Raw genomic sequence first — 24,889 nt, 5'->3', positions numbered from 1 at the left:
TCGGAGACCACGCAATGACACGCCGTACCACCCCGCTCAGCGTCCAGACCGCCCTGTCCGGCAAACGCGTCCTGCTGACAGGGACCACCGGTTTCCTCGCCAAGGTGGTACTGGAAAAGATCATCCGTGCCGTGCCGCATGTCGGCCGCGTGATCCTGGTCCTTCGCGGCAACGGCAACTGCCGCACGGCGCGCGAGCGCTTCGAGAAGGAGATCGCCACTTCATCGATCTTCGACAAACTGCGCGAAGAACAGCCTGCCTACCTCGCGCACTTCTTCGAAGAAAAGATCGAATGCGTCACCGGCGAGATCACCGAGCCGAGCTTCGGCCTGCACGCCAACAAGTTCATCGAGCTTGCGTCGCGCATTGACGTCGTCATCAATGCTGCCGCCAGCGTCAACTTCCGCGAGCCCCTAGACCAGGCGCTCGCCATCAATACGCTGAGCCTGCACTACCTGACCGCGCTGACCCGCGTGGCGAACGCGCCGCTGGTCCAGGTTTCGACCTGCTACGTCAACGGTTACAACCGCGGCGAGATGCGTGAGGAGGTGGTATCGCCGGCGGGCGCACCCATCCCGCGGCATCGCGACGGTTACTACGACGTCGAGACCTTGATTACGAAGCTCACGCAGAAGGTCGAGCAGGTGAAGTCCGCCGTGCGCGATCCGAAACTGCTGGAGCGCCGTCTCACCGAACTGGGCATAGCAGAATCCAACCGCTACGGCTGGAACGACACCTACACCTTCACGAAGTGGATGGGCGAACAGCTTGCCATGCGCGGGATGGTCGGCCGCTCGCTGACCATCGTACGGCCATCCATCATCGAAAGCACGCTGCAGGAACCGGCGCCCGGGTGGATCGAGGGCGTCAAAGTCGCCGACGCCGTCATCCTCGCCTATGCGCGCGGCAAGACCAGTTTCTTCCCGGCGCGGCCCGAAGGGGTCATCGACATCATCCCGGCGGATCTCGTTGCCAACAGCATCCTGCTCGCCACGGCGGAAGTTCTGTCCGATTCGGTCGCACACCGCATCTACCAATGCTGCAGCGGTTCGAGCAACCCGATCCGCATGGGCGACGTGATCCGCCTGCTGCAGGAAGAATCGAAACGCCACTGGAAAAAATACGACCGACTGTTCTACACTGAGCCGAAGCACGACTTCCGCGTGGTCGGCAATGCCACGTTCCGGCTCATGATGGGGACGATGCGCGCGGGCGTCAGCATGTGGAGCGGCATCCGCCGTGCGTTCGGCGCCAATGGTGAAACGAAGGCAATGGAAAAAATGCGCACTACGCAGACGCTGGCCGTGACCTTCTCGTTCTACACGCAGCCGCGTTACCGCTTCCACAACAAGAGCCTGCTGGCGCTCGTGAAGCGCTTCCGCACGCATGACAAGGTGTTGTTCCCTGTCGACGCCAAACTGGTCAACTGGGCGGATTACCTGTGCCGCGTGCACATGACCGGATTGAATCGCTACGCGCTGCGGCGCAAGGAGGCAAAGGTGGTGGAAGTGGTCACGCCGCCGGTGTCCGTTGCTGCGGAAACAGCAGCGCCTGCCTTGCCCGCCGTGGAGGCGGTGCAGTAATCACACGCCCATGTAGTGCTCCTCTCGCCGGGCGGATGCGTTTCCGTCCCGGCATGCCTTCCTGTTCATCTTCCTTTTGATTCCCATTCCCCGCGGAACCTTTTCCCGCTCGCAACCTCAGAGATGTTGCAGCCGGTTACGAAATTTCTTTTGACAAAGATTGAAAAGGTCCGTTGTGAAGGTCGTCGCAATTCTCCGCAAGCATTACTCCCTCTACGCCCTGTTGCCTCTCGCCGCCATTTTGTGCGGCTGCGGCGGAAGCCCGCTGGAAGAAGACCCGATGCTCGCGCCGGCGAAGCTGCATGGCACGTCGGCCACAAGTGCTGCCGGCAAGCGCGCGCCGCAGCAGGGCGAGTTCAACCTGGACATCTGGAACGAGCACAAGTGGTACGAGTGTGATTGCGCACGCGATTCGACCCCGCCAGTGGGAGGCTAAGCATCCAGTTCCGGATAACGCCGGAAGAGATCATCATTGTTGAATGGAATCCGTCGCTTCGACTTCAGGTACGACTGTATCCGCTTGCGTTTTGCCACACGTGCATGCAAGGACACCAATCGGGGATACCCCGATTCGAGCCGCTCCATCACGCGTGGAAATGCGTAGCGCAAACCTTCCACCATCTGGAACAGCGAGAGGTCGGCATAGGTGAGCATGTCGCCCGCCAGCCATTCGCCCCCGCTCCGCTGCAGTACTGCCTCGAAGTAATCGAAAAACTTTGGCATCCGCGATCCGGTAAATTCCGTCGCGCGGCGCAGCGCTTCTTCCTTCTGCTCCTCGTAATACAAATCTACCCCGATCGGATGGTGCGTGTCGTGCGCCTCCACCGCCAGGTCCGCCATCGTCAATTGCAACTGATGCACCCATAAGCGCCCGGCCTCATCGTCCGGAGCCAGGCCGAGCCGCGGCCCCAGGAAGAGCAGGATGTTCGCCGTCTGCGCGATCACCTGCTCGCCGGCACGCAGGAAGGGCGGCGCAAAGGGAAGTTGCCGCAGGCTTGCGTCCTCCATCAGGCGAAACATCGCCGCCATCCCCATGCCGCTGCGCTCGGAACGACGCGCCACATCCACGTAATCGGCACCGCCTTCCTCCAGCGCCAGCCGGACGAATTCGCCGCGCCCCTGGATCTCTGGCCAATAGAACAATTCATAGCGCATGGAACAGCTCCCACATGGGATTGTCGAACAACCAATTATCAATTTGCCACGCATCGCAGCGCAGCGTTGACGCGCTTTTGTTTCCGCTATCTAATGACGCTCCGCGCTTAGCTTATTCACATTTTTATATAAGCATAGTCGGGAAAAATTGTTGTCCTCTGCCCAACGCGCCACTACATTGCGTTATTACCAAAAGTAATTCCGGCAGGCCAAACCATAACCTGCGCCCTCAGTGCGGCTTCCCCTGCCGCCGGCGCCACCCCAACACATCCTGATGAAGCTGTCGTTCAACAACATAAAGAAGCGTTTTTCCGAATTGCAGGTCATCGACGACTTCAGCCGCGAGTTCGATGAAGGGCAGCTCGTCGCCCTGGTCGGCCCATCCGGCTGCGGCAAGTCGACGCTGCTGCACATCGCCGCCGGGCTGGAAAAGCCGAGCGCCGGACAGATACTCGCCGCAGGCAAACCGGTCGAGGGCCCGAAGCCGGAACGCATGCTGATGTTCCAGGAAAACGCGCTCTATCCATGGATGACGCTGGTGCAGAACGTCGCCATGGCGCTCGAGCTGCAGAAGGTCGACAAGAAGCAGGCGCGCGAACAGGCCGTCGCCTGGCTGAACAAGGTCAACCTCAAGGGCTTCGAGGATTACTACCCGCACCAGGTGTCCGGCGGCATGCGGCAGCGCGCGGCGCTGGCGCGCGCCTTCATCACGCATCCGAAAGTGCTGCTGCTGGACGAACCCTTCGGCGCGCTCGACGCTCTTACCCGCATGACACTGCAGGATGTCTTGCGCGACCTGATCCGCGAAGCACGGCCGACGGTGTTGCTGGTCACCCACGATGTGGACGAGGCGCTGTTCCTCGCCGACCGCATCCTAGTGTTCAGCCACCGCCCGGCGAAGGTGCTGAAGGAATTCAACCTCGAGCATTTCGAGAAGACACACGACCTGTCGGACTTCGCCGATGTGCGGCGCGAGATTTTAGGATTGCTCGGCATCCATGCAGAGCACGAGGACATACCATTGACGGAAGGAGCGGGAATATGAAATCCGGGAAACTGTTGCTGTCCGCAGTCGCGGCATTCGCGATCGCCGTGCAGGCGAATGCGGAAGAGAAATTCAAGGTGGGCTATCTGCGCGTGATGGACGACGCGCAGGCGATCGTCGCGCAGGAGGCCGGCCTCTACAAAAAATACGGCCTCGACGTCGAACTGGTCGAATTCAAGTCCGGCACCGACCTCATCAAGGCCATCGTCGGTGGCCAGCTCGACTCCGGCGTGCTCGGCTTTACCAATGCGGTCGCCTGGGCATCGAAGGGCGCGGACCTGAAGGTCGTGGGCGGCGCGCAGCATGGCTACCATGCGATCATCGCGCGCGATGAATCCGGCATCAAGAAAGTGTCCGACCTGAAGGGCAAGACGCTCGCCTCGCAGGCCGAGGGCAGCACCGCCGACACCGTGCTCAAGGGCGTGGTGCTGAAGCAGGCCGGCCTCAAGCCGGACGACGTCAACGTGATGGGCGTCAGCCCGCAAGTCGCGGTGCAGTCGCTGATCGGCAAGCGCGTCGACGCCGCCTTCCTGTTCGAGCCGCAGGCCAGCATTGCGCAACTCGTCGCCCCCGTGAAGCAGGTCTACGAGATCGGCGAAGTGTGGCCCTTCCCCTGCATGGTGGTCATCACCTCCGGCGACACACTGAAGAAGCGCAAGGATGCGCTGTGGAAGTCGCTCGATGCGCAGAAGGATGCAATCGACCTGCTGCAGAAGAAACCGCAGGATGCCTCGAAGCTGATCGCCGGCTACTTCATCAGCGAGCCGACGCTCAAGACCCTGAACAAGGGCGATATCCCGCGCGAGACGGTCATCACCGACGCCATCAAGAGCCAGACCTTCAGCCCGGTGCTGACCGTGAAGGAGCAGGCGCGCATGCAGGAAATTGCGGATATCCTCCAGGAGCAGGGTTCGCTGAAGACGCGTGACGGGAAGCCGTTCGACGTAAAGTCGATCCTGGATTTGAGCTGGCAGCAGCAGCGGAAGTTGTAAGTTGAAGGCACGAGGCTGCGGATGACTCTGGCTCGTCATCCCCGCGAAGGCGGGGATCCATACTGAGGTTCCACGAGCGAACGCACTATGGGTTTCCGCCTTCGCGGGAACGACGGGGAAAGTAAGCCGAAACGTCAATCGCACGTTCCCGCAAGCAAAAGCAAAAAACCCATGGCCGGCCTTCCGCCGGCCATCGCATTTAAAACAACATGAGCACCAAGACACGCATCAGCGGCAACAGCAAGAAACTCGCCTTCGTCCTCGCCGTCGTTTTCATCCTCCTCGGCTGGCAGGCTGCCGCCTGGTCGCTGCCTGATTTCCTGATGCCGGACGTGCATACCGTCATGATCCGGCTGTGGAACGAAATGCAGTCCGAGAACTTCCGCGCCGCGCTGTGGGGCAGCCTGTTCCGCCTCGGCTCCGGCTACGGCTCGGCGATGCTGTTCGGCGTCGGTTTCGGCCTGGTCGGCGCGATCCTGTTCTTCTTCCGCGAAGTGCTCAAGTCGGCCATCATCATCCTGCAGTCGATTCCCTCGATCGCCTGGGTGCCGCTGTTCCTGATCCTGATGGGCTTCGGCAATACGCCCATCATCGTCGTCGTGGCAATCTCCGCCTTCTTCCCGGCTGCGCTGTCGGTCATGAACGCGACCGAAAGCGTGCAGCAGGTGCACGTGTCCGCCGCGCGCGTGATGGGCGCGTCGCACTGGGAATTGGTCAAGCGCGTCTACCTGCCGGCCGTCATGCCCGAGCTGATCACCGGTGCGCAGCTCGCCTTCGGCAATGCATGGCGCGCGCTGATTTCCTGCGAAATGCTGATCGGTTTCGGCAAGGGCCTCGGCCGTTCGCTCTCCTACTCGGGCGAAACCGCCGACATGGTGGGCGTGATGACCAACATCCTCGCCATCGCCATCATCGCGCCGCTGATCGACCAGCTCCTGCTCGAGCGCCTGAAGCACCGCGTCCTGCGTTACCAGTACGTTTGAGATGAACACCGCATTCCTCCCTGTCCTGCTCGCCACCGCCATCGCCGGCGGCGCGGCCCATGCGAACGGGTTGGAGCGAGCGAAACAGCGCGGAAAGCTGCTGGCCGGCATCCACTATGTCGTGCCGGAATACAAGGGCGGCATGAAGTACCGCACGCCCGAAATGCTGGACAAGGCGCTGCTGGAAGACGTCGCGAAACGCCGGCAACTGCCGCTGGAAGCCGTACAGGCCTTGTCCGGAAAACAGGCCGCGCTGCTGGCCGCCGGCAAGATCGACCTCGCACTCGCGACCGTCGCCGAGAACGATCCTCTTCATCGCACCCATACCGTCATCCCGACGGGTTACATGTCCGCGCCGATGGCCATCATGCGTACGGATACCGACATCAAGTCCTGGGCGCAGCTGAAAGGGCGCAAGGTCTGCGTGTCCGAAGGCGGCCTGCATGTCGGCACCATCGCCGCACAGTACGGCGCCATCGAGAAAGTCTACAAGGCACCGGCAGATGCATTCATCGCGGTGCGCGTCGGCGAGTGCGATGCCACTGTCCACGACAGCGCGATGCTGGAAGAGTTGATCAGATATCCCGAGTGGAAGAAATTTTCCGCACGCCTGCCGGCCGGTCCGCAGTCTGTACTGGCCTTCGTCGTGCCGGCGGCCGACAAGAAGGGCGCGGATGTCCTCAGGCAAGTCGTGGCCGACTGGAAGGCAAACGGCCTTCTCGACCAGACATTGAAAACCGCCGTGCGCAATATCGCCTTCGAGGTCTATCTCGACCAGAACGCGCCCGATTGCCATTAAGCAATCGCCGGCGCGGGTTGCGGTCGCGGAGGCATTCCCCTACATTGGTACTGCTCCATACTTCAAATGAGGCCGGTGCCATGCCCAGAAACAGCAAACCGAAGAAGAGGATCCTCCTTGCCTTGCAGGGTGGCGGCGCGCATTCCGCCTATGTCTGGGGCGTCGTCGACCGCCTGTTGCAGAACGAGGATATCGAGATTGCCGCCGTCAGCGGCACGAGCGGCGGCGCCATGGTTGCCGCCGTGCTTGCCTACGGATTGAGCATGGAAAAAGGGCCGGACGGCACGCCACTCACGGACGCCGGACGCCGTGCGGAAACGCGCAGGCTGCTCAAGCAATTCTGGACCAACGTCGCGGCCATCGGCGACTTCACCTTCAATCCCTACCGCTTCGTCGCCAACCCGCTCCATCCCTCCTGGAACATCGACGGCACACCGGTGCCGGTGGCGCTGAATGCGCTGTCGCTCGTCATGTCGCCGTATCAGCGGTTGTTCGACCTGCGCCAGAATCCGGTGTCGATGGCGCTCGCCGATTGCATCGACTTCAAGGCCCTGCGCGCGAGCAAGACTGGTCCGGCGCTCTATGTCTGCGCGACCAATGTGCGCACCAGCCAGTTGCAGACTTTCAGCAAGCGCGAAATCGATGTCGAGCACCTGCTCGCCTCGGCCTGCCTGCCGGTCGCGGACCGCGCGGTGAAGATCGGCGAGGAATACTACTGGGACGGCGGTTATGTCGCCGACCCCGCGCTCATTCCCCTGGTCCAGCACCACAAGCAGGCGTCCCGCGACCTCGTGATCGTCGGCGTCAACCCGATCGTGATGGACAAGACGGCGCTGCCGCCGGATACCGCATGGGAGATCATCGACCGCATGAACGAGATCACGTTCAATGCCTCGCTGATTTCCGAGATCAAGCGCATCCATGAAATCAACGAACTGCTGCGCCAGCTACGCCCGCATGCGGAAGCGATGAAGGCGTGCAAGACGCTGCACGACAAGGTGGAAGTGCTGATCCATTACATCCCGCCGCATGCCGACATGGCCTGCATGGGTGTGGCCAGCAAGAGCAATACCGCGCTGGGCTTCCTCAAGCACCTGCGGGAGCTGGGCCGCGAAGTGGCGGCGGCATGGGAAAACGGCAAGATCGACGGCGGCGGGGCGCCGCTGCTGGGCATCGCGTCGGATACCAACCTTGTTCGACTGTTCATCGATCCGCATCATGCGGATGCGGAAACGTTGCCGAAGCCGGTGCAGGGAGCACGCACCATTCCCGGCGCGCCGGCCCCGCTGCAGGAGGCCGTCGTCGAGCCGGCAGGACAGGAAACGAACGCCTAGTCCTCGCCTGCCGCCAGCCGCACCGTGTACTGCCCCGTCTTGTCATCGCGCGTGATCGTCAGCATGTGCCGCTGCTGCGCATCCTCGATCAACTCGCGGAAGGTGCGGTACCCGTAGGCCGACTCGTTGAACCCGGGACGGCGCCGCTTCATCGTCTGCTTCACCATCGATCCCCAGATCTTGTCGTCGCCGCGTTCGGCCGCGAGGGCTTCGACCGTTTCGACGGCGAAGTCGAGCACTTCCTGGCGCCGGTCGTCCTCGCTCTTCGGTGGCGGTGTCTTGGCCGCGCCATTGCCCCCCTTCTTTGCGGCAGGCTTCTTCTCCGCCGGCTTGCGCTTGGACTTCTGCTCGCGGACCAGGTCGTCGTAGAAAATAAACTCGTCGCAATTGGCCGCCAGCAGGTCGGAGGTCGAATCCTTGACGCCGATGCCGATCACATACTTGTTGTTCTCGCGCAGTTTGGACACCAGCGGCGAGAAATCCGAATCGCCGCTGATGATGACGAAGGCATCCACGTGCGCCTTGGTATAGCAGAGGTCGAGTGCATCGACGACCATGCGGATGTCGGCCGAGTTCTTTCCCGACTGGCGCACATGCGGAATCTCGATCAGCTCGAAGGATGCCTCGTGCATCTGCGCCTTGAAGTCCTTGTAGCGGTCCCAGTCGCAATACGCCTTCTTGACCACGATGCTGCCCTTGAGCAGCAGCCGCTCGAGCACACGGCGGATGTCGAAATGGGCGTACTTGGCGTCGCGCACGCCCAGTGCGATGTTCTCGAAATCGCAGAACAGCGCCATGCTGGTGATTTCTACCTGGCCGGCCATGAGGGCTCCCGAATGATGTGAAAGGGGGAATTATTGCACTTCCCTTATCCACCGTCGCGAAGAGCCGCCGAATAAAAGAAAAGGGGCCCCGCGGGCCCCTTTCCTGATGCCAGAATGCAGCCTTATCCCACTAGCGGATAGTCAGCAGTCGTCGTCGAGGCAACGCCGATGGGCTGGATGACCACTTCCGAGGGAGCGTTATTGATCTCGTCGCGACCCCATACGGTGCCATTGCCGAAATCGATCGTCTCGATGCCGTTGCCGGCGTACTGTCCCGCCACCCGTACTTCCTCTCCGTTGAACAGGCGAATCAGCAGATCCGGTCCCTGGCGAAGCATGATCACGCTTTCCGGTGCCACGTAGTTGCTGAAACGGAGCGTGTCGATCTCGCCAGCGTTGACCGACTCGCGAATGACATCGCGGCCATCGCCGAAATTGAAGAAGTAGGTATCGCTGCCCTCGCCACCCTGCAAGGTATCGTCGCCACCCATGCCGTAGATCAGGTCGGTGCCTGCATGGCCGATCAGATAGTCACTGTCGCCCGTGCCAAAGATCTCGGACGGCACATTGTTGATTTCGCTCGCGCCCCAGACCACGCCATTGCCGAAGTCGATCTTCTCGATCCCGTTGCCGGCGTACTGTCCCGCCACCCGTACTTCCTCTCCGTTAAACAGGCGAATCAGCAGGTCCGGTCCCTGGCGCAGCATGATCACGCTTTCCGGTGCCACGTAATTGCTGAAACGAAGCGTGTCGATCTCGCCGGCGTTGACAGACTCGCGAATGACATCGCGGCCATCGCCGAAATTGAAGAAGTAGGTATCGCTGCCCTCGCCACCCTGCAGCATATCGTCGCCACCCATGCCGTAGATCAGGTCGGTGCCTGCATGGCCGATCAGATAGTCACTGTCGCCCGTGCCAAAGATCTCGGACGGCACATTGTTGATTTCGCTCGCGCCCCAGACCACGCCATTGCCGAAGTCGATCTTCTCGATGCCGTTGCCGGCGTACTGTCCCGCCACCCGTACTTCCTCTCCGTTGAACAGGCGAATCAGCAGGTCCGGTCCCTGGCGAAGCATGATCACGCTTTCCGGTGCCACGTAGTTGCTGAAACGGAGGGTGTCGATCTCGCCCGCGTTGACGGTTTCGCGAATGACATCGCGGCCATCGCCGAAATTGAAGAAGTAGGTATCGCTGCCCTCGCCACCCTGCAGCATATCGTCGCCACCCATGCCGTAGATCAGGTCGGTGCCTGCATGGCCGATCAGATAGTCACTGTCGCCCGTGCCAAAGATCTCGGACGGCACATTGTTGATTTCGCTCGCGCCCCAGACTACACCGTTGCCAAAGTCGATCTGCTCGATACCATTGCCGGCGTACTGTCCCGCCACCCGTACTTCGTCACCGGTGAACAGGCGAATCAGCAGGTCCGGTCCCTGGCGAAGCATGATCACGCTTTCCGGTGCCACGTAGTTGCTGAAACGGAGGGTGTCGATCTCGCCCGCGTTGACGGTTTCGCGAATGACGTCGCGGCCATCCCCGAAATTGAAGAAGTAGGTATCGCTGCCTTCGCCACCCTGCAAGGTATCGTCGCCACCCATGCCGTAGATCAGGTCGGTGCCTGCATGGCCGATCAGATAGTCACTGTCGCCCGTGCCAAAGATCTCGGACGGCACATTGTTGATTTCGCTCGCGCCCCAGACTACACCGTTGCCAAAGTCGATCTGCTCGATACCATTGCCGGCGTACTGTCCCGCCACCCGTACTTCGTCACCGGTGAACAGGCGAATCAGCAGGTCCGGTCCCTGGCGAAGCATGATCACGCTTTCCGGTGCCACGTAGTTGCTGAAACGGAGCGTGTCGATCTCGCCCGCGTTGACGGTTTCGCGAATGACATCGCGGCCGTCGCCGAAATTGAAGAAGTAGGTGTCGCTTCCCCCGCCCCCCTGGAGCATATCGTCCCCGCCCATGCCTTTAATCAGGTCGGTACCGGCGGTGCCGAGGAGAGCGTCATTGGATCCCGTGCCGGTGATTTCGTGCGGCGCGCTATTGAACTCCATCGCTCCCCAGGTTGTGCCGTTGCCGAACTCGATCTTTTCGATGCCGCTGCCGGCAAATTGGCCGGCGACACGCACTTCATCGCCACTGGACAGGCGGATCAGCAAGTCGCTTCCCTTGCGGAGCAGGCTCACTTGTTCCGGCATTGCGGTGGTAAAGCGGATCATGTCCGTCTCGCCGGCATTCACTGTCTCGACAATCGTATCGAGACCGCTGCCGGAAGCGAACAGGTAGGTGTCGCTGCCGGCACCGCCCTGGAGCATGTCATTACCCGCCTTGCCGTCGATCACGTCACTGCCGGAGGAGCCGACCAGGACGTCGCTGCCGGTTGTGCCATTGATCGTCCGCATCGTCCTGTTGAGGTCCGGGCCATACCAGACTGTCCCGTCGCTGAACTGAATCTGCTCGATGCTGTTGCCTGCGTAATGGCCGGCGATCCGGATTTCGTCACCGGTCACCATCATGATGGTCAGGTCGGACCCGTCGCGGTCCAGGCGCTTCACATGGCTGGGGCGCATGTCTGTAAAGCGAATCACATCAATGTCCGCGCCGTTGACCGATTCACGGATCGTGTCGCGTCCGCTTCCCGCGGAGAACACATACACATCGCTGCCTGCGCCACCGAGCAGGGTGTCGCTGCCTGTGCCGCCGTCCAGCAGGTCATCGCCGGCGCCGCCGCTCAGCGCGTCATTACCTTCGTAACCGTAAATCTCGTCCGCGCCCGCCGTGCCATCGAGCTTGTTTGCCGCTTTCGTGCCTTTGATGATGAACGCCATTGTGTTCCTTTCTTATTAGAAATTATTCTGTCCCCGCGCCGCGCAGTCAGCGATACCGGAGAGAGCTTGCATGGAAAATGGATGACACCGCGCGTGCGCGGTGGAGAGACGACTGCAGAATTGCGTCCGGACGAAACCGGATTCGAATTGAATAGATGGGCCGTGCACGACGTTATTGTTTATGTTGGATGGCAGGTCGCATTCGGGCCCAATCATAGGAACGGCCATCGAAGATGACAATGCGAAAAAGCGGCATTCCCCTCAAGAAGAGGGTGCCGGTTTTAATTTCCTTGATCCCGATTAGGCGCAGTCCCGGAATTGGGAAGGAAGTGTGGAGGGGAGGATTGCGGATGCGCGGGGCACATCCGCCAAGGTGTTACTTTTCGAGAGAATCGGGCGTGATTTTCACGTCCATGCTCTTGCCGTCGCGCTGCACTTGGGCGGTGACCGTCGTTCCCGGCTTCGTCCCCCCGACGAGTCGCGCGAGGTCGGCCGTGGTTTGCACGGGCTGCCCGTTGTAGGCGACGACGACGTCGCCCGGACGGATGCCCGCCTTGTCCGCCGGGCCGCCTTGCTGGACTGCGGCGACGAGCGCACCCTGCGCATCCTTCATGCCGAGCGAGGACGCAATGTCCTGCGTCAGTTCCTGCAACTGCACGCCGATGCGGCCGCGCGTGACCTTGCCCGATGCGCGCAGCTGGTCCGAAATCCCGACCGCGATATCGATCGGTATCGCGAACGAGATCCCCATGTAGCCGCCGGTCTGGCTGTAGATCTGGGAGTTGATTCCAATGACTTCGCCCGTGGTCGAAAACAGCGGCCCGCCGGAGTTGCCGGGGTTGACCGCGACATCCGTCTGTATGAAGGGGACGTAGCTGCCGTTGGGCAGCAGGCGGCCTTTCGCGCTCACCACGCCCACCGTGACGCTGCTTTCAAAACCAAACGGCGCACCGATTGCCGCCACCCATTCGCCCGCCTCCACGGAAGCGGGATTACCGATCTTCACAGCAGGCAAGTCTTTCGCGTCAATCTTGATCAGCGCCACGTCGGTATAGACATCGGCGCCGATCACTTTGGCCTTGAACTGCCGCTTGTCGGTCAGCTTCACCGTCACGACGTCGGTCTGGTCAATGACATGGGCATTGGTCAGGATGTAGCCGTCGTTACTGATGATGAATCCCGACCCCAGGCTCTGCTGCGGGGCCTCGCCCATGTCGGGCGCACCGCCGAAGCGGCGGAAGAATTCGAACAGCGGATCGCCCTGGCGCAGGCCCATGTTGTTGCCCTGCCGGATGGCACTGATGTTGACCACGGCCGGTCCCTGCTGCTTGACGAGGTTGACGAAGCTGGGGAGCTGGACGCCGCTGCCGGTGACGGGCGGGGCCGCGGGCGCTTGTGCCGCGGGTGCGGCGCGCGGCGGCGGCACCTCTTCCTGTTTCGGCGAACAGGCGGCAAGAAGCATGGCAAGGGTAACGACAGCGGCCGGCCTGCGGCCAACGAACGCATGCAGCATGGAGACCTCCCTGGGTTAAATCAGGGGAAAGATAAGGACGGCAAGCCAGTTTTCAACCTAATCCACCTTCACTTTCACCTTGTGCGGCATGCCCGGATCCGCCTTCGGCAGTTCGACGCGCAGCACGCCGTTGCTGTAGCTCGCCGTTGCCTGGTCCGCGACAACGGGGACGGGCAGGGGCACGGCGCGTTCGAAGGCGCCATACGCGCATTGCAGCACGCGATAGCGTCCATCGCTTTCCTCACGCTCGAAACGCTTCTCGCCGTGCACAACGAGCCGGTTGTCCAGCACCTCGATATCCAGGTCGTTCTTGTCGACACCCGGCAGCTCGAGGCGGACGACGACGCGCTTGTTGTCCTCGAACAGGTTGGCGCCCAGCATCGACCAGGTGCCGGAAGGAATGTAGAACATGTCGTCCACATCGACCTTGTCCGGCACGTTGGTCTGCGCGCTCGGCCGGAAGGAAGTAAGGGCGCTCGATGCCGTCTGGCGCATGTGCTGCCAGCCGCCGGACATCGAATCCATCAGGGAAGACAGGCCTTGCTTGAGTTCATCCAGGTTCATGATTTGCCTCGTTCGATAAGAGGGCCGCGGCAGCGGCTCCCGGTCCTCATTGTGCGACGGTGTACAGCATCGGTCTTGGGACGGCGCAAGCTGTGGTGGCAAACAGGACGCGCCTGTTTCTTGTTGGCGCGCAGGACGCACGTCCGCAGCGCGCCTAGGATGAGTTGACGATCATCTTTCCTTGCGACATGGCCTATCGCTTTTTCCTGCTGTTTTTCGTGGCGTTCCTGTCCGCTTGTGCCGGCAACCAGGCCTACTCGGACACCACAAACACGCAGGAGCGAAAGGCGTACGTCACCTGTGCAGTCACCCGCGCCTTCCTCAGTCCCGATTCCACACGCCCCGCGACAGAGATCGCACGCCGTGCAATAAGCCAGTGCGACAGCGAGCGCCAGGCCGTCCTGCTCAAGCTGATCGAAGAGAACGCGGACAAGCCCTTCGGCATGAAATTCGTCGAGGCCTACATGGAAGAGCTGCAAGCGGCGATGCTCGACCACATCGCGCTGCGGCTTTCGCAATCACGCGCGCAGGCTGGAACCAGCACGGGCACCTGAAAAACCGGCAGTCGCACGGCGGGCGGCTATCATACGCGCATGTCATTTCCCGTCCGCATCATTGCCGTGTTGTTCCTGCTCCTGTGCCAGGCGTGCAGCCATATTCCCCTGCAGGCCGGCCGGGTGGGCAGGCACAAGTTTGCGTTCGCCGACGGCGGGACAGCGCGCTATTTTGTCCTCGACAAGCCGTCTGACGCCGTGCTTCCGCCATCGACCTATCTGTTCATGATCCCGGGCTCCGACTGTGGCAGCATGGACGGCGTCCTTCCCGGGTACTTCGACGGACTGGACGGCAGGGCAGGCGCGATACGGATTTTCATCCTGCACAAGCGCTTTATCGGGGCCGACGCGCAGGGCAGCTGCAGCGCCGAATTCATCCGGGCTGACCATCCGGAACGCTGGCTCGCCGACCAGGAGGAATTCATCCGGGCAGAACTGTCCGCCGCCCGGGTCAACGACCAGCCGCCGGAGCGCATCGTCATCGTCGGCATGTCCGAGGGTGCGGAGATCGCTCCCCTCCTTGCGAAGCGGATTCCAGGCGTGACGCATGTCGCCTTGCTCGCCAATGGCGGCATGGATCCGTTCGACACCTATCGCCTGCAGATGCAGCGACACGGCTTCCACCAGGCGGTCGCAGATATCGAGCGTGCGTGCGCCTTGCCGTCGGACGAGATGGTGGTGTCGGAGCGAACCTGTCGCTACTGGCAGGAACTGCGGACACTGCGCCATGCGGACAACCTCCTCGCGCTCGACACACCGGTCTTCATCGCGATGGGCGAAGAAGACACCCTGGTGCCGATTGAATCGGCATGGTTCATCAGGGAAAAATTCACGACAGCAGGCAAAAAAAATCTTCACCTGCTTACCGTCCCCGGCACTGGCCACGATTTCCTGCGAGAGGGAAAAAGCGCCCTCCCATATTTGTGGGATGCCTTAGAGCAATGGCTGCAGAAATAGTTCAATCCGGAACGGAAAAAACCTTGTAAGCGCGCAAGCTTCGCTGCGATACTTGTTGCCGCATGGCGCTGCCATCGACAACAAGACAAACAACGAATAACACTATGCGCTCCTATCTCCTTCCTCTCGCGGCCACGCTGATATTGACAGCGTGTGCCACCGGTCCCACACACGACAGCAAACTCGCCAGTTCCCTTGCGGCAACAACGCGCGGGGATATCGACGAAGCGATCAAGACGCTCGACGCCCAGATTGCGGCAGGCAGCGACAAGACCGACCTGCTGCTGAACCTTGAAAAGGGCGAACTGCTGCGCATTGGCACGCGTTACAAGGACAGCCTCACCGCCCTCGAAATTGCCGATCAGAAAGTGAAGCTGTGGGAAGAAACGGCAAAGACCGCGCCTGACCAGTTGCTGAACCAGGTGGGTGCCTTGTTCATGGGCGACAGCTCGCGTACCTACGAAGGCCAGGATTACGAAAAGGTGATGCTGACCACGCGCATGGCGATGAACCGCATCAACCTCGGTGACCTCGACACGGCGCGCGTCGACATCAAGCGCACCCACGAGCGCGAAGCCGTGATCGCCGAATTCCGCGCGCGCGAAACCTCGAAGGCCGAAGAGGAAGCGAAGGAAAAGGGCATCAAGACGGAAGCCAAGGAACTCAACGGCTATCCCATTGAAACCCTCAAAGACCCCGAAGTGCTGAAGCTGAAGAACGGCTACCAGAACGCGCTCAGCCACTACCTCGCCGGCTTCGTCTACGAAGCGCTGAACGAGCCAGGCCTGGCCGCTCCCGGCTACCGCAAGGCGATCGAACTGCGGCCCGACCTGCCTGTGCTCGAGGAAGGCCTGCGCGGGCTTGACCAGCGCACCAGCTTCCGCCGCCAGAAGCATGTGACCGACGTGCTCTTCATCGTCGAATCCGGCAACGCGCCGGCGCGGCAATCGAAGAAGATCCAGTTCCCGATCCCGACCACCAACGGCATCGTTACCGTGTCGTTCTCGTTCCCGGTCATCTATCCGAACAAGGATGCGATGGAACTGGCCCAGGTCAACCTCGGCCCGCACTCCATGCAGACCGCGCTGGTCACCGACTTCAATGTCATGGCCCGGCGTGCGCTGCAGGATGAGCTGCCGGGCATCCAGACCCGTGCCGCCGTGCGCGCCGTGGCGAAGGGCCTGGTGCAGGACCAGATGAACAAGAAGATGGGGGCCTTCGCCGGCCTGATCGGCAACCTTGTCGTCGCTGCCACCGAAGGCGAAGCGGACGACCGCATGTGGCGCGGCCTGCCGGACCGCGTATTCATCGCGCGCGGCTTCGTCCCGCCGGGCGAATACGACCTGCGCCTGCCGAGCCAGCCCGACAGCAACCGCAAGCTGGTTGTCGACGGCCGCTACATGGTGGTGCCGGTGCGCGTCTATCGCAACAAGACCTACTTCGGCGAACCGGTGAAGATCGGCATGCTGCCGCCGGTCATCACCCCCGCAGTCGAAGAAGCGCCGGCGGCTCCTGCCGCCCCCGCCAAACGCCCCGTCAAGCCGGCCAAGCCCGCCACCGCCGGCAAGGTCAAGAAGGCATAACCATTTTCATTTGAACCAACGACATCGAACGCCATGACTCTCTCATTCAAACGAATCGTCCTCTGCGCCAGCCTCGCACTGCTGGGCGCAGCGGCACAGGCACAACAGGACGCGCCGGCCGCGGCCTCCAGCGGCATCGCCGCCAAGCTGATCGTGCGCGGCGAGCTGCAGGGCCTGCAGGCCGTGGACCTGCGCGCGCAGCGCCGCAACGACGTGCTGGTGGTGCAGGCCGAAATCATGAACATGGACACGCGCGACCTGCGCCTGTACTACCGCTTCCGCTGGCTCGACGCCAACGGCTTCCAGGTGGGCGACGGCGAAGTGTGGAAGCCGCTGGTCTTCCTCGGCAAGCAAAGCCAGTTCATCAAGGGCACGGCCTATGGCCCGCAGGCCACCGACTTCAAGATCGAGATGAGCAGCGAACCGCGCTGATCGCGACCACGACATTTCAACGGACACACATCATGAACAAGAAATCCCTTTCCTCCCTCGCCGTCATTGGCGCCGTCATCGGCACCACCGTCATGCTCGCAGGCTGCCCCACGACGCTGTCGCAGCCGACCGTGCGCTTCTCGCGCCAGACCGTCAACTACGGCGATTCCAAGGCCGTCGAGACCGTGACCAATGAATTCGGTTCGACCGACCTGCAGATGATCGCCGAGAAGATGGTCGGCTCGCTGCTGGAAGATCCCATCCTCAACAACCGCCCGACGATGACGCTGTCCGCCGTGCGCAACAAGACCAGCGAGTACATCGACACCAAGGCGATCATGAACAGCATCCAGACCGCGCTGGTCAAGAGCCGCAAGGTGCGCTTCACCCGCAGCTCCGACGAGATGCAGGCCGGTGTCGACGAACTGCAGCGCCAGAACCAGAGCGGCCTCTACAAGACGCAGGGCAAGGCCAAGGTCGGCAACATGACCGCCGCCAAGTACACGCTGGAAGGCGAAATCGTGTCCATCGTCAAGCAGAACGCCAACACCAAGGATGTCTTCTACAAGATGACGTTGAAGGTGTACGACGTGGAAGAAGGCACCATCGAATGGCAGGACGAAAAAGAAATCCGCAAGACGTCCACGCGCTGATCCACACCACACGGGAAACGAACATGCAGAACGCATTCACCAAGACCTTGCGCGCCGCCACGGCCCTCGTGTTGGCAGCAGCAGCGACCGCCGCCTTTGCGCAGCCGAAGATCGCCGTTACGGACCTCACCTACGAGGAAAAAGTCAGCGAATACTTCCGCGTTGTCGCCGCCCACAGCAAGGGCAGCGTCAACGCCAGCAGCAGCGAGCGCGAGACGCCCAACACCTACTCCGCCCGCGATCGCGTCAGCGCCAAGCATGAAAGCAGCTACTACGAAGCGGAAGGCACCTACACCTGGATCGACCGCGGCGAGTTGCGCAACTACACCGCGGACCTGAAGGGCGCGATGATCAAGGGCGGCGGCGTGCGCCTGGTGCAGGCCAAGCCGTACTCCGGCCCGCCGACCGAAAAGATCTACGACATCATCGACCGCATCAAGAAGGGTTTCTACCCCGGCGCCGACTATGTGCTGTTCGGGACCGTCAGCAACATCGCCTTCCGCCAGGAGACGATGCAGCTGCCCGGCACCCATTCCTACACCGGCATCCTCAGCCTCGATCTGGTGGCCGACTTCAGCCTGATCAACACCAAGACCTATGAAGTGAAAGCGGCCTTCAGCGCCAGCGGCGCGGGTCAGGAAACGAAGATTGTGTCGCGTCCCGGCGACCGCGTGGTGTTCAATCGCGGCAAGGTGATCTCGGAGACCTCGAAGAGCCTGGCCGATGCGGCATATTCCGAACTGATGGTCCAGTTCGGCGTGCCGCGTGGTGCGCGTGTGACGCCTGCAGGCACCGTGATCAACGTGCAGCCGGTTGAAGTCCAGCGCAATGAACCGGTGACCGTGTACAAATAACAGACAGGGTGCGCGACCGTCTGGATCGCGTACACTTTTCGGCTGCATGAAACGCCTGTTTCGCGAAATCGAAACAGGCGTTTTTCATTGGGCCGGACGATGCAGTGCACCAAAGACTGCTTCCTGCCAATGCTTTTGATTCCCCGCAATTTCCTAGCGCTCCGGTCGTGATCTGCTTGCAGTCGGCGCAATCGTGCGCCACCCACTGCCATGAAGGAGAGACTCGATGCCAAGCATTAAAACAAGATGGCTCACCACAATCACGATCGCGCTACCCCTGATGTCCGCTGCTTATGCCAACAATGAAGGCGGATTCGACAAGACGACACGCGCGACGGAGTACGGATGGATCGACGGCGCGGTCGACGCCGGCAGCAAGACCTTGTCATGGAAGGGCATTCCCTATGCGAAGCCGCCGGTCGGAGAACTCCGCTGGCGCGCACCGGCGGACCCGGACAAATGGAACAGCGTGCTCAGCACCAAGGCGTTCGGCAACGCCTGCTCCCAGTACGGCCGCATCTACGGCCCCGGCGCCAACAACCGCTACGACGAGACCATCGGCACCACGCTGAACACGGCTGTCGGCCATGAAGACTGTCTGTACCTGAACATCTGGCGCCCCGCCAACAACGGCAAGAAGCTGCCGGTCATCGTGTTCTTCCACGGCGGCAGCAATGTGTCCGGCTATACCGCCGATCCGATGTATGAAGGCGCCAATCTCGCGCAGCGCGCGAACGCGGTGGTCGTCACCGTCAACTTCCGCCTCGGCATCCTCGGCTTCCTCAACCAGCCGCAGCTCAAGACCGGCACCGACGCCGACACGCAGTCGGGCAACTTCGCCATCCTCGACAGCATCAAGTCGCTGGAATTCCTTCAGCGCAATATCGAAAACTTCGGCGGCGACCCGGGCAACGTGACGATCATGGGCGAGTCGGCCGGCGCCATTAACGTCTATGCGCTGCTGACCTCGCCGCGATTGGCGAATGCGCCGACGAAGCTGTTCCACCGCGCGGTTCCCCTCTCCGGCGGCCTCTCGCTCGCCACCAACCTGCCTCCCGGCACGGTTCCCACGATGTCGCCGGCGTCGACCTACGCCCTTCAGGGAAATGCCCTGTTGCACCAGCTGCTGATCGTTGACGGCAAGGCCACCGACGTCCCGTCAGCACAAGCCTATGTGGCGAGTCAGACGGAACAGCAGATTGCCGCCTATCTCCGCTCGAAGACCCCGGCGCAACTGTTCAGCGTCCTGCTGACACGCCTCGCACTGCAGGGACTGGCGGGATCGGGCCCGATCCCGGACGGCGCCATCGTGGCCAGCAACCCGGTCAATGCCATCTACGCCCAGCAGTATGTCAAGGTGCCGGTCCTCGCGGGCAACACGCGTGACGAGGGCAAGCTGTTCCCGAGCTTCCTCCCGCTGGTTGGCGGCACGGGGAGTGCGCGCGCCGTCACGGACGCGCAACTGTTTGCCAACCACTTCAGCTACAAGCCGAACGACCCGCCGCAGACGGCGATCGAACAGTGGATCGCGCCGTCCTACCTGCCGGCCGACGCGCCCGTCACCGGCTTCACTGCGCGCGCCGAACAGTTCAATCGCATTTTCTTCCTCGCGAGCCGCGACAACATCCTCAATGCGCTGAAGGCGAAGCAGCCGGACGTCTGGTACTACCGTTTCGACTGGGATGAGCAGCCGTCGCCGTGGAACGTGATCTACGGCGCGGCCCACCTGTTCGACCTGCCCTTCGTGTTCGGCAACTTCAGCCCTTCGCTCATGGCCAACATCATGAACACGACGGCCAACAAGCCGGGCCGCCTGGAATTGTCGGATGCGATGATGCGAAGCATCGGGGCCTTCGCCAAACACGGCAACCCGAACAATGATTCGCTCGGCGTCTACTGGCCGACGTGGCCGACGGGCCTGACCTTCGATGCGACGCAAACACAGAAGGTGATCGGCGTGCAGAACATCGAACCGGCGATCAAGTAAGCCAGACTCCTGCATTCCCCGGGGAAATGCTTCTCCGGGGACGCCCTCCTGAATCCCGCATCCCGCCTTGCCGCGTCCGCATGTCGAACGGAACATTACGCCGTTTTGATGTTCCTATATTGGCAATACACTTTCCATTCCCACTTGTGTTTCAACGTGCAGTAACGGCTCGCCGCAACAAGCATGCCGCTCCAGATGCAGTTAGAAAATATCCCGCAAAGGGCCGCCCACTTGTGCGACGCCCCGGCCGCGTTGCTGGCTTTCATCAACGAACGCCAGCAGTGGTTCCGGTCGACGGTCGGCATCGAACTTGAAGGAAAGGGCGGCACCTGTTTCTGTGCCCAGGCCGTCTGCGGCACGGATCTGTACGTCGTCGCCGATGCCAGCAGCGATCCGTTGTTCATGCACGAACCCCTGGTACGTGAAACCGGCGTCCGTTTTTACGCGGGCATGCCGCTCGTCTCCCCCAGCGGATTTCCGTTCGGCACACTTGCTGTGCTGGATTTCAAACCACGGACCCTGTCGGACACGCAAGCCGAGGCGATCCGCATGTTCGCCATGCAAGTCATGACGGAACTGGAACTGCAACGGCAAACGTCCCGGCTCGAGGCACTGCAGGAAGAATTGCGCTGCCAGGAAGATCTCCTGAACGAACGCAGCCGGCACCTTGACAGCGTTCAACGCCTGAACGGCATGGGAAGCTGGGAAATCGGATTGCGCAATCGGCAACTGCGCTGCTCGAATGAGATGTACCGCATCTTCGGCATCGAGCGGAAATCGCCCGCAGACGACATCAATGCCTTCATGCAGCACATTCACGCCGAAGACCGGCAGAACGTTGTCCTCGCCCAGGAACGCGCATTGCGGGGAAACGCGCCGCTGGATACGGAATTCCGGGTCGTGCGCCCTGACGGCGAAGTACGCTTCGTGCACATGCGCGCCGAGATGGGCGTCAATTCCGTCTGTGAAGAATCGCTGTCGGGCACGGTGCAGGACATCACCGCGAAACGACAGGTGGCAGAGCACCTGCACCTGCTGGAAACCAGTGTGGCGCACCTCAACGACATGGTCATGATTACCGAGGCGGTGCCGGAGGACCCGGGCCCGCGCATCGTGTTCGTCAACGGCGCGTTCGAGCGCCACACCGGCTACAGCCTGGAGGAAGTGAAGGGACGCTCTCCGCGCTTCCTGCAGGGCCCGAAGTCCGACCGCAAGCAACTCGACCGCCTGCACGAAGCCATGAAACGGCAGCAGGGCATCTGCATCGAGGTGGTCAACTACAAGAAAAACGGCGACGAATTCTGGGTCGAGATCGACATCGTTCCCGTGCTCGACAGGCACGGCAGGGCGACGCACTTTGTTGCCGTCCAGCGCGATATCACCGAACGCAAGCAGCGCGACCTCGAGCTGGACAAGACCACGCGGGCGCTGCACATGCTCAAGCGCTGCAACGAAGCGCTCATGCGCGCGGAGGACCAGCGCGAACTCCTGTACCAGATCTGCGAACTGGCTGTGGAAAACGACGGCTATCAGTTCGCCTGGGTTGGCCTGGTGCGCGACGACGACCGCAAAACCGTCCAGCCAGTCGCGCATGCCGGACTGCTGCACGACCTCGCGCAGGCGGCGGCGACACAGATCAGCTGGTCGCCCACATCGGCATACGGGCGCGGCCCGATAGGCAGGGTGGTCTGGGAAGGCAAGCCGGTCCTCGTCGAAGACCTGGCGCAAGACGCGACCATGGCGCCATGGGAAGAATGGCTCCGTGCCGAGGGCTTCAGGAGCATGATTGCCTTGCCGCTGGTGACCAAGGGGAAGGTGTTTGCCGTCCTCGTCCTGTATGACCGCAGCGCCCGCACCTTCGCGCAGGACGAAGTAAAACTGATGCAGGACCTCGCCAATGACGTGTCCTTCGGCGTCGAGCACCTGCGCGCCCAACAGCGCCAGCGCCGGCTCGAAGAAGCGATCGTCAAGGTGGCCACCAGCGTCTCGGCCAGCACGGGCACCGAATTTTTCGAACAGCTGACCCGCAACCTGACCGAGGCGGTCGATGCGCAAGCCGGATTCATTGCACGCGTCATTCCCGGCGAGCCGCTTCGCAGCCGGACGATTGTCGCCGTCGTCGATGGCAAGGTCGTCGACAACTTCGAATATGTGATCAAGGGCACGCCCTGCGAGCATCTGCTGACGGAAAACCACTGTGTCGTCCTCGACAAGGTGGCCGAGCGTTTCCCGGAATCCCCGTCGCTTTCCGATCTCGGCGCCCGTGCCTACGTCGGCAGCCGCCTGGTCGATGCATCGGGCCAGCTCATGGGCCTGCTGTTCGTCCTGTTCCGCACGCCGCTGAAGCAGCTGGACCTGGTGAATTCGACCTTCCGCATCTTTGCGGCGCGCGCGGCAAGCGAGCTGGAACGGCAGGACGCGGACCTCCGCATCCGCGACCAGGCTTCCCTGCTCGACAAGGCGCAGGACGCCATCATCGTATGCAACATGGAAGACCGGATCACCTTCTGGAACAAGAGCGCGGAGCGGCTCTACGGCTGGACCGCCGAGGAAGCACTCGGCCGGAACAAGCAGGAACTGCTCTACAACGACGAGACGATTTTCCAGAACGCCATGCGCGCCGTCCTGCGCGACGGCGAGTGGAGCGGTGAAATCCCGCAATTGCGCAAGGATGGATCGCGTCTCGTGGTGGAGGCGCACTGGACGCTGATCACCTCCGACCAGGGCGAGGTGCAGGCGATCCTCGACATCCACGCCGATATCACGATGCGCAAGGCAGCCGAGGAAAAGATCCAGCAGCTGGCCTTCTACGACCAGCTCACGCGCCTGCCGAACCGGTCCTCCCTGATGGAACGCCTGCAGCACGCGGTCAGCGTGTGCAGCCGCCGCCGCACGCTCGGCGCCCTGATGCTGATCGACCTCGACAACTTCAAGACACTGAACGACACCCTCGGTCATGACAAGGGCGACATGCTGTTGCAGCAGGTGGCGTCGCGCCTGCTGCCCTGCGTCCGGCAGACGGATACGGTCGCGCGTCTGGGCGGCGACGAGTTCGTTGTCCTGCTGGAAGAGTTGAGCAGCCATGCCAACGACGCGGCTATCCAGGCCGAAGTCACCGCGGAGAAAATCCTGTCCGCCCTCAACCAGCCCTACCGCCTGGAAGGCTACGAGCACATCAGCACGCCCAGCATCGGCGTAACACTCTTCCGCGGCGGCGGCGACACGGTCGACGATGTGCTCAAGCGCGCCGACCTCGCGATGTACCAGGCCAAGGGGGCCGGCCGCAACACCATACGCTTCTTCGATCCGGGGATGCAGGCCGCCGTCAAGCACCGCCTCGGGCTGGAAGCCGACCTGCGCAATGCGGCGCGCACCAACGAGTTCGTGCTGTATTACCAGGCGCAGGTGGACAGGAACGGCTTCCAGACCGGCGCCGAAGCATTGATCCGCTGGGAGCAGCCGAACCGCGGCGTGGTATCGCCGGCCGAGTTCATTCCGCTGGCGGAAGAGACCGGCCTTATCCTGCGCCTCGGCGAATGGGTGCTGGAGACGGCATGCGGGCTGCTCGCCGAATGGCAGACCGATCCACAAACTGCGCACATGACCATGTCCGTCAATGTCAGCGCGCGGCAGTTCCGCCATCCGGATTTCGTGGAGCTGGTCTTCGGCGTACTGGAACGTACCGGCGCCAATCCGAACCATCTCAAGCTGGAGCTGACGGAAAGCCTGCTGATCGACGACATCGAAGCGACCATCGACAAGATGACGCAGCTCAAGGACCGCGGCGTCGGCTTTTCGCTCGATGACTTCGGCACCGGATATTCCTCGCTGTCCTACCTGAAGCGCTTCCCCCTCGATCAGCTCAAGATCGACCAATCCTTCGTGCGCGACGTGCTGGTCGATCCGAATGACGCGGCGATTGCCCGGACCATCGTCGCGCTCGGCCAGAGCCTGGGCCTGTCGGTCATCGCGGAAGGCGTGGAAACCGAAGCGCAGCGCGATTTCCTGGCGGAGCACGGCTGCCAGGGATACCAAGGCTATCTCTTCAGCCAGCCGGCGCCGGCTGCCGACTTCCTGACGCACATCCGCACGCTCAACACGATTCATTGAACGCATTGAGCGCGCAACTCTTCGTTTACCTCACAAGGCGCGCTCCTCTTCTGAAATACAGTCAACGTTATTCATTCCCGCATGTCGAACCAGTTTCGACCGCCTTGATGCGGTCGACGTCCATTTACAGTTTCGG

Annotated in this window: 19 protein-coding genes and 1 pseudogene; 15 read left to right on the top strand and 5 right to left on the bottom strand. The window is 61.9% G+C overall.

Annotation, left to right across the window (positions count from 1 at the left end; genetic code table 11):
- Positions 1-14: 14 nt before the first annotated feature.
- A complete protein-coding gene (locus ACNOHI_RS15645; RefSeq protein WP_420475608.1) occupies positions 15-1,583 on the top strand; it encodes an SDR family oxidoreductase in 1,569 nt (522 codons plus the stop codon).
- 160 nt (positions 1,584-1,743) lie between these two features.
- Positions 1,744-2,019: a hypothetical protein gene (locus ACNOHI_RS15640; RefSeq protein ID WP_420475607.1), complete on the top strand. Its 276-nt coding sequence runs from the start codon at positions 1,744-1,746 to the stop codon at positions 2,017-2,019.
- Here the strand turns inward: ACNOHI_RS15640 and ACNOHI_RS15635 are convergent.
- Positions 2,016-2,738 carry a glutathione S-transferase gene (locus ACNOHI_RS15635; protein ID WP_420475606.1) on the bottom strand — a complete coding sequence of 241 codons (723 nt, stop codon included), beginning with the start codon at positions 2,736-2,738 and terminating at the stop codon, positions 2,016-2,018. The two genes, ACNOHI_RS15640 and ACNOHI_RS15635, sit on opposite strands and share 4 nt — an antisense overlap.
- A 274-nt stretch (positions 2,739-3,012) precedes the next feature.
- Here ACNOHI_RS15635 and ACNOHI_RS15630 point away from each other — a divergent pair, with 274 nt between their 5' ends.
- The 5 genes from ACNOHI_RS15630 (at position 3,013) to ACNOHI_RS15610 (ending at position 7,891) form a co-directional block, all read left to right on the top strand.
- Complete coding sequence (locus tag ACNOHI_RS15630; protein WP_420475605.1) at positions 3,013-3,783, top strand: ABC transporter ATP-binding protein; 771 nt, start codon at positions 3,013-3,015, stop codon at positions 3,781-3,783.
- Positions 3,780-4,775 (top strand): ABC transporter substrate-binding protein, encoded by a 996-nt coding sequence (locus ACNOHI_RS15625; protein ID WP_420475604.1) that lies wholly within the window; start codon positions 3,780-3,782, stop codon positions 4,773-4,775. The genes ACNOHI_RS15630 and ACNOHI_RS15625 overlap by 4 nt, the downstream gene beginning before the upstream one ends.
- 209 nt (positions 4,776-4,984) lie before the next feature.
- Positions 4,985-5,758 (top strand): ABC transporter permease, encoded by a 774-nt coding sequence (locus ACNOHI_RS15620; protein WP_420475603.1) that lies wholly within the window; start codon positions 4,985-4,987, stop codon positions 5,756-5,758.
- A 1-nt stretch (position 5,759) separates the two neighbouring features.
- Complete coding sequence (locus ACNOHI_RS15615) at positions 5,760-6,557, top strand: ABC transporter substrate-binding protein (protein ID WP_420475602.1); 798 nt, start codon at positions 5,760-5,762, stop codon at positions 6,555-6,557.
- A gap of 80 nt (positions 6,558-6,637) precedes the next feature.
- Positions 6,638-7,891, top strand: a complete 1,254-nt coding sequence (locus ACNOHI_RS15610; RefSeq protein ID WP_420475601.1) for a patatin-like phospholipase family protein — start codon at positions 6,638-6,640, stop codon at positions 7,889-7,891.
- 2 nt (positions 7,892-7,893) lie between these two features.
- On the opposite strand, the pseudogene ACNOHI_RS15605 reads toward ACNOHI_RS15610, so the two are convergent.
- From ACNOHI_RS15605 to ACNOHI_RS15590, 4 genes and pseudogenes are all read right to left on the bottom strand, one after another.
- Positions 7,894-8,715: pseudogene (locus ACNOHI_RS15605) on the bottom strand (NYN domain-containing protein); the annotation flags it as partial.
- 122 nt (positions 8,716-8,837) lie between these two features.
- Positions 8,838-11,546 carry a calcium-binding protein gene (locus ACNOHI_RS15600; RefSeq protein ID WP_420475600.1) on the bottom strand — a complete coding sequence of 903 codons (2,709 nt, stop codon included), beginning with the start codon at positions 11,544-11,546 and terminating at the stop codon, positions 8,838-8,840.
- Positions 11,547-11,922: 376 nt separating this feature from the next.
- Positions 11,923-13,059, bottom strand: coding sequence for a trypsin-like peptidase domain-containing protein (locus tag ACNOHI_RS15595; RefSeq protein ID WP_420475599.1), 1,137 nt, complete (start codon positions 13,057-13,059; stop codon positions 11,923-11,925).
- 57 nt (positions 13,060-13,116) lie between these two features.
- Positions 13,117-13,623 (bottom strand): Hsp20/alpha crystallin family protein, encoded by a 507-nt coding sequence (locus ACNOHI_RS15590; protein ID WP_420475598.1) that lies wholly within the window; start codon positions 13,621-13,623, stop codon positions 13,117-13,119.
- Positions 13,624-13,787: 164 nt separating this feature from the next.
- Here ACNOHI_RS15590 and ACNOHI_RS15585 point away from each other — a divergent pair, with 164 nt between their 5' ends.
- The 8 genes from ACNOHI_RS15585 to ACNOHI_RS15550 all read left to right on the top strand — a co-directional run bounded on the left by ACNOHI_RS15585 (position 13,788) and on the right by ACNOHI_RS15550 (position 24,753).
- Positions 13,788-14,177, top strand: a complete 390-nt coding sequence (locus tag ACNOHI_RS15585) for a hypothetical protein (protein ID WP_420475597.1) — start codon at positions 13,788-13,790, stop codon at positions 14,175-14,177.
- Between the two features lie 39 nt (positions 14,178-14,216).
- Positions 14,217-15,134: an alpha/beta hydrolase family protein gene (locus ACNOHI_RS15580; protein WP_420475596.1), complete on the top strand. Its 918-nt coding sequence runs from the start codon at positions 14,217-14,219 to the stop codon at positions 15,132-15,134.
- 104 nt (positions 15,135-15,238) lie between these two features.
- Complete coding sequence (locus tag ACNOHI_RS15575) at positions 15,239-16,717, top strand: COG3014 family protein (protein ID WP_420475595.1); 1,479 nt, start codon at positions 15,239-15,241, stop codon at positions 16,715-16,717.
- A 33-nt stretch (positions 16,718-16,750) separates the two neighbouring features.
- A complete protein-coding gene (locus tag ACNOHI_RS15570) occupies positions 16,751-17,149 on the top strand; it encodes a YcfL family protein (RefSeq protein WP_420475594.1) in 399 nt (132 codons plus the stop codon).
- A gap of 32 nt (positions 17,150-17,181) precedes the next feature.
- Positions 17,182-17,802, top strand: coding sequence for a penicillin-binding protein activator LpoB (lpoB, locus tag ACNOHI_RS15565; RefSeq protein ID WP_420475593.1), 621 nt, complete (start codon positions 17,182-17,184; stop codon positions 17,800-17,802).
- A 23-nt stretch (positions 17,803-17,825) separates the two neighbouring features.
- Positions 17,826-18,656, top strand: coding sequence for a hypothetical protein (locus tag ACNOHI_RS15560; RefSeq protein WP_420475592.1), 831 nt, complete (start codon positions 17,826-17,828; stop codon positions 18,654-18,656).
- Between the two features lie 226 nt (positions 18,657-18,882).
- Positions 18,883-20,643, top strand: coding sequence for a carboxylesterase/lipase family protein (locus ACNOHI_RS15555; RefSeq protein ID WP_420475591.1), 1,761 nt, complete (start codon positions 18,883-18,885; stop codon positions 20,641-20,643).
- Between the two features lie 195 nt (positions 20,644-20,838).
- On the top strand, positions 20,839-24,753 hold the full coding sequence (locus ACNOHI_RS15550) for an EAL domain-containing protein (RefSeq protein ID WP_420475590.1): 3,915 nt from the start codon (positions 20,839-20,841) through the stop codon (positions 24,751-24,753).
- Positions 24,754-24,889 lie beyond the last annotated feature (136 nt).

The sequence above is a fragment of the Noviherbaspirillum sp. ST9 genome (genome assembly GCF_048799745.1).
GTDB lineage: Bacteria > Pseudomonadota > Gammaproteobacteria > Burkholderiales > Burkholderiaceae_D > Noviherbaspirillum.
Note: the sequence above shows the minus strand (reverse complement) of the source record. Positions and strands in the feature narration are given on the sequence as shown.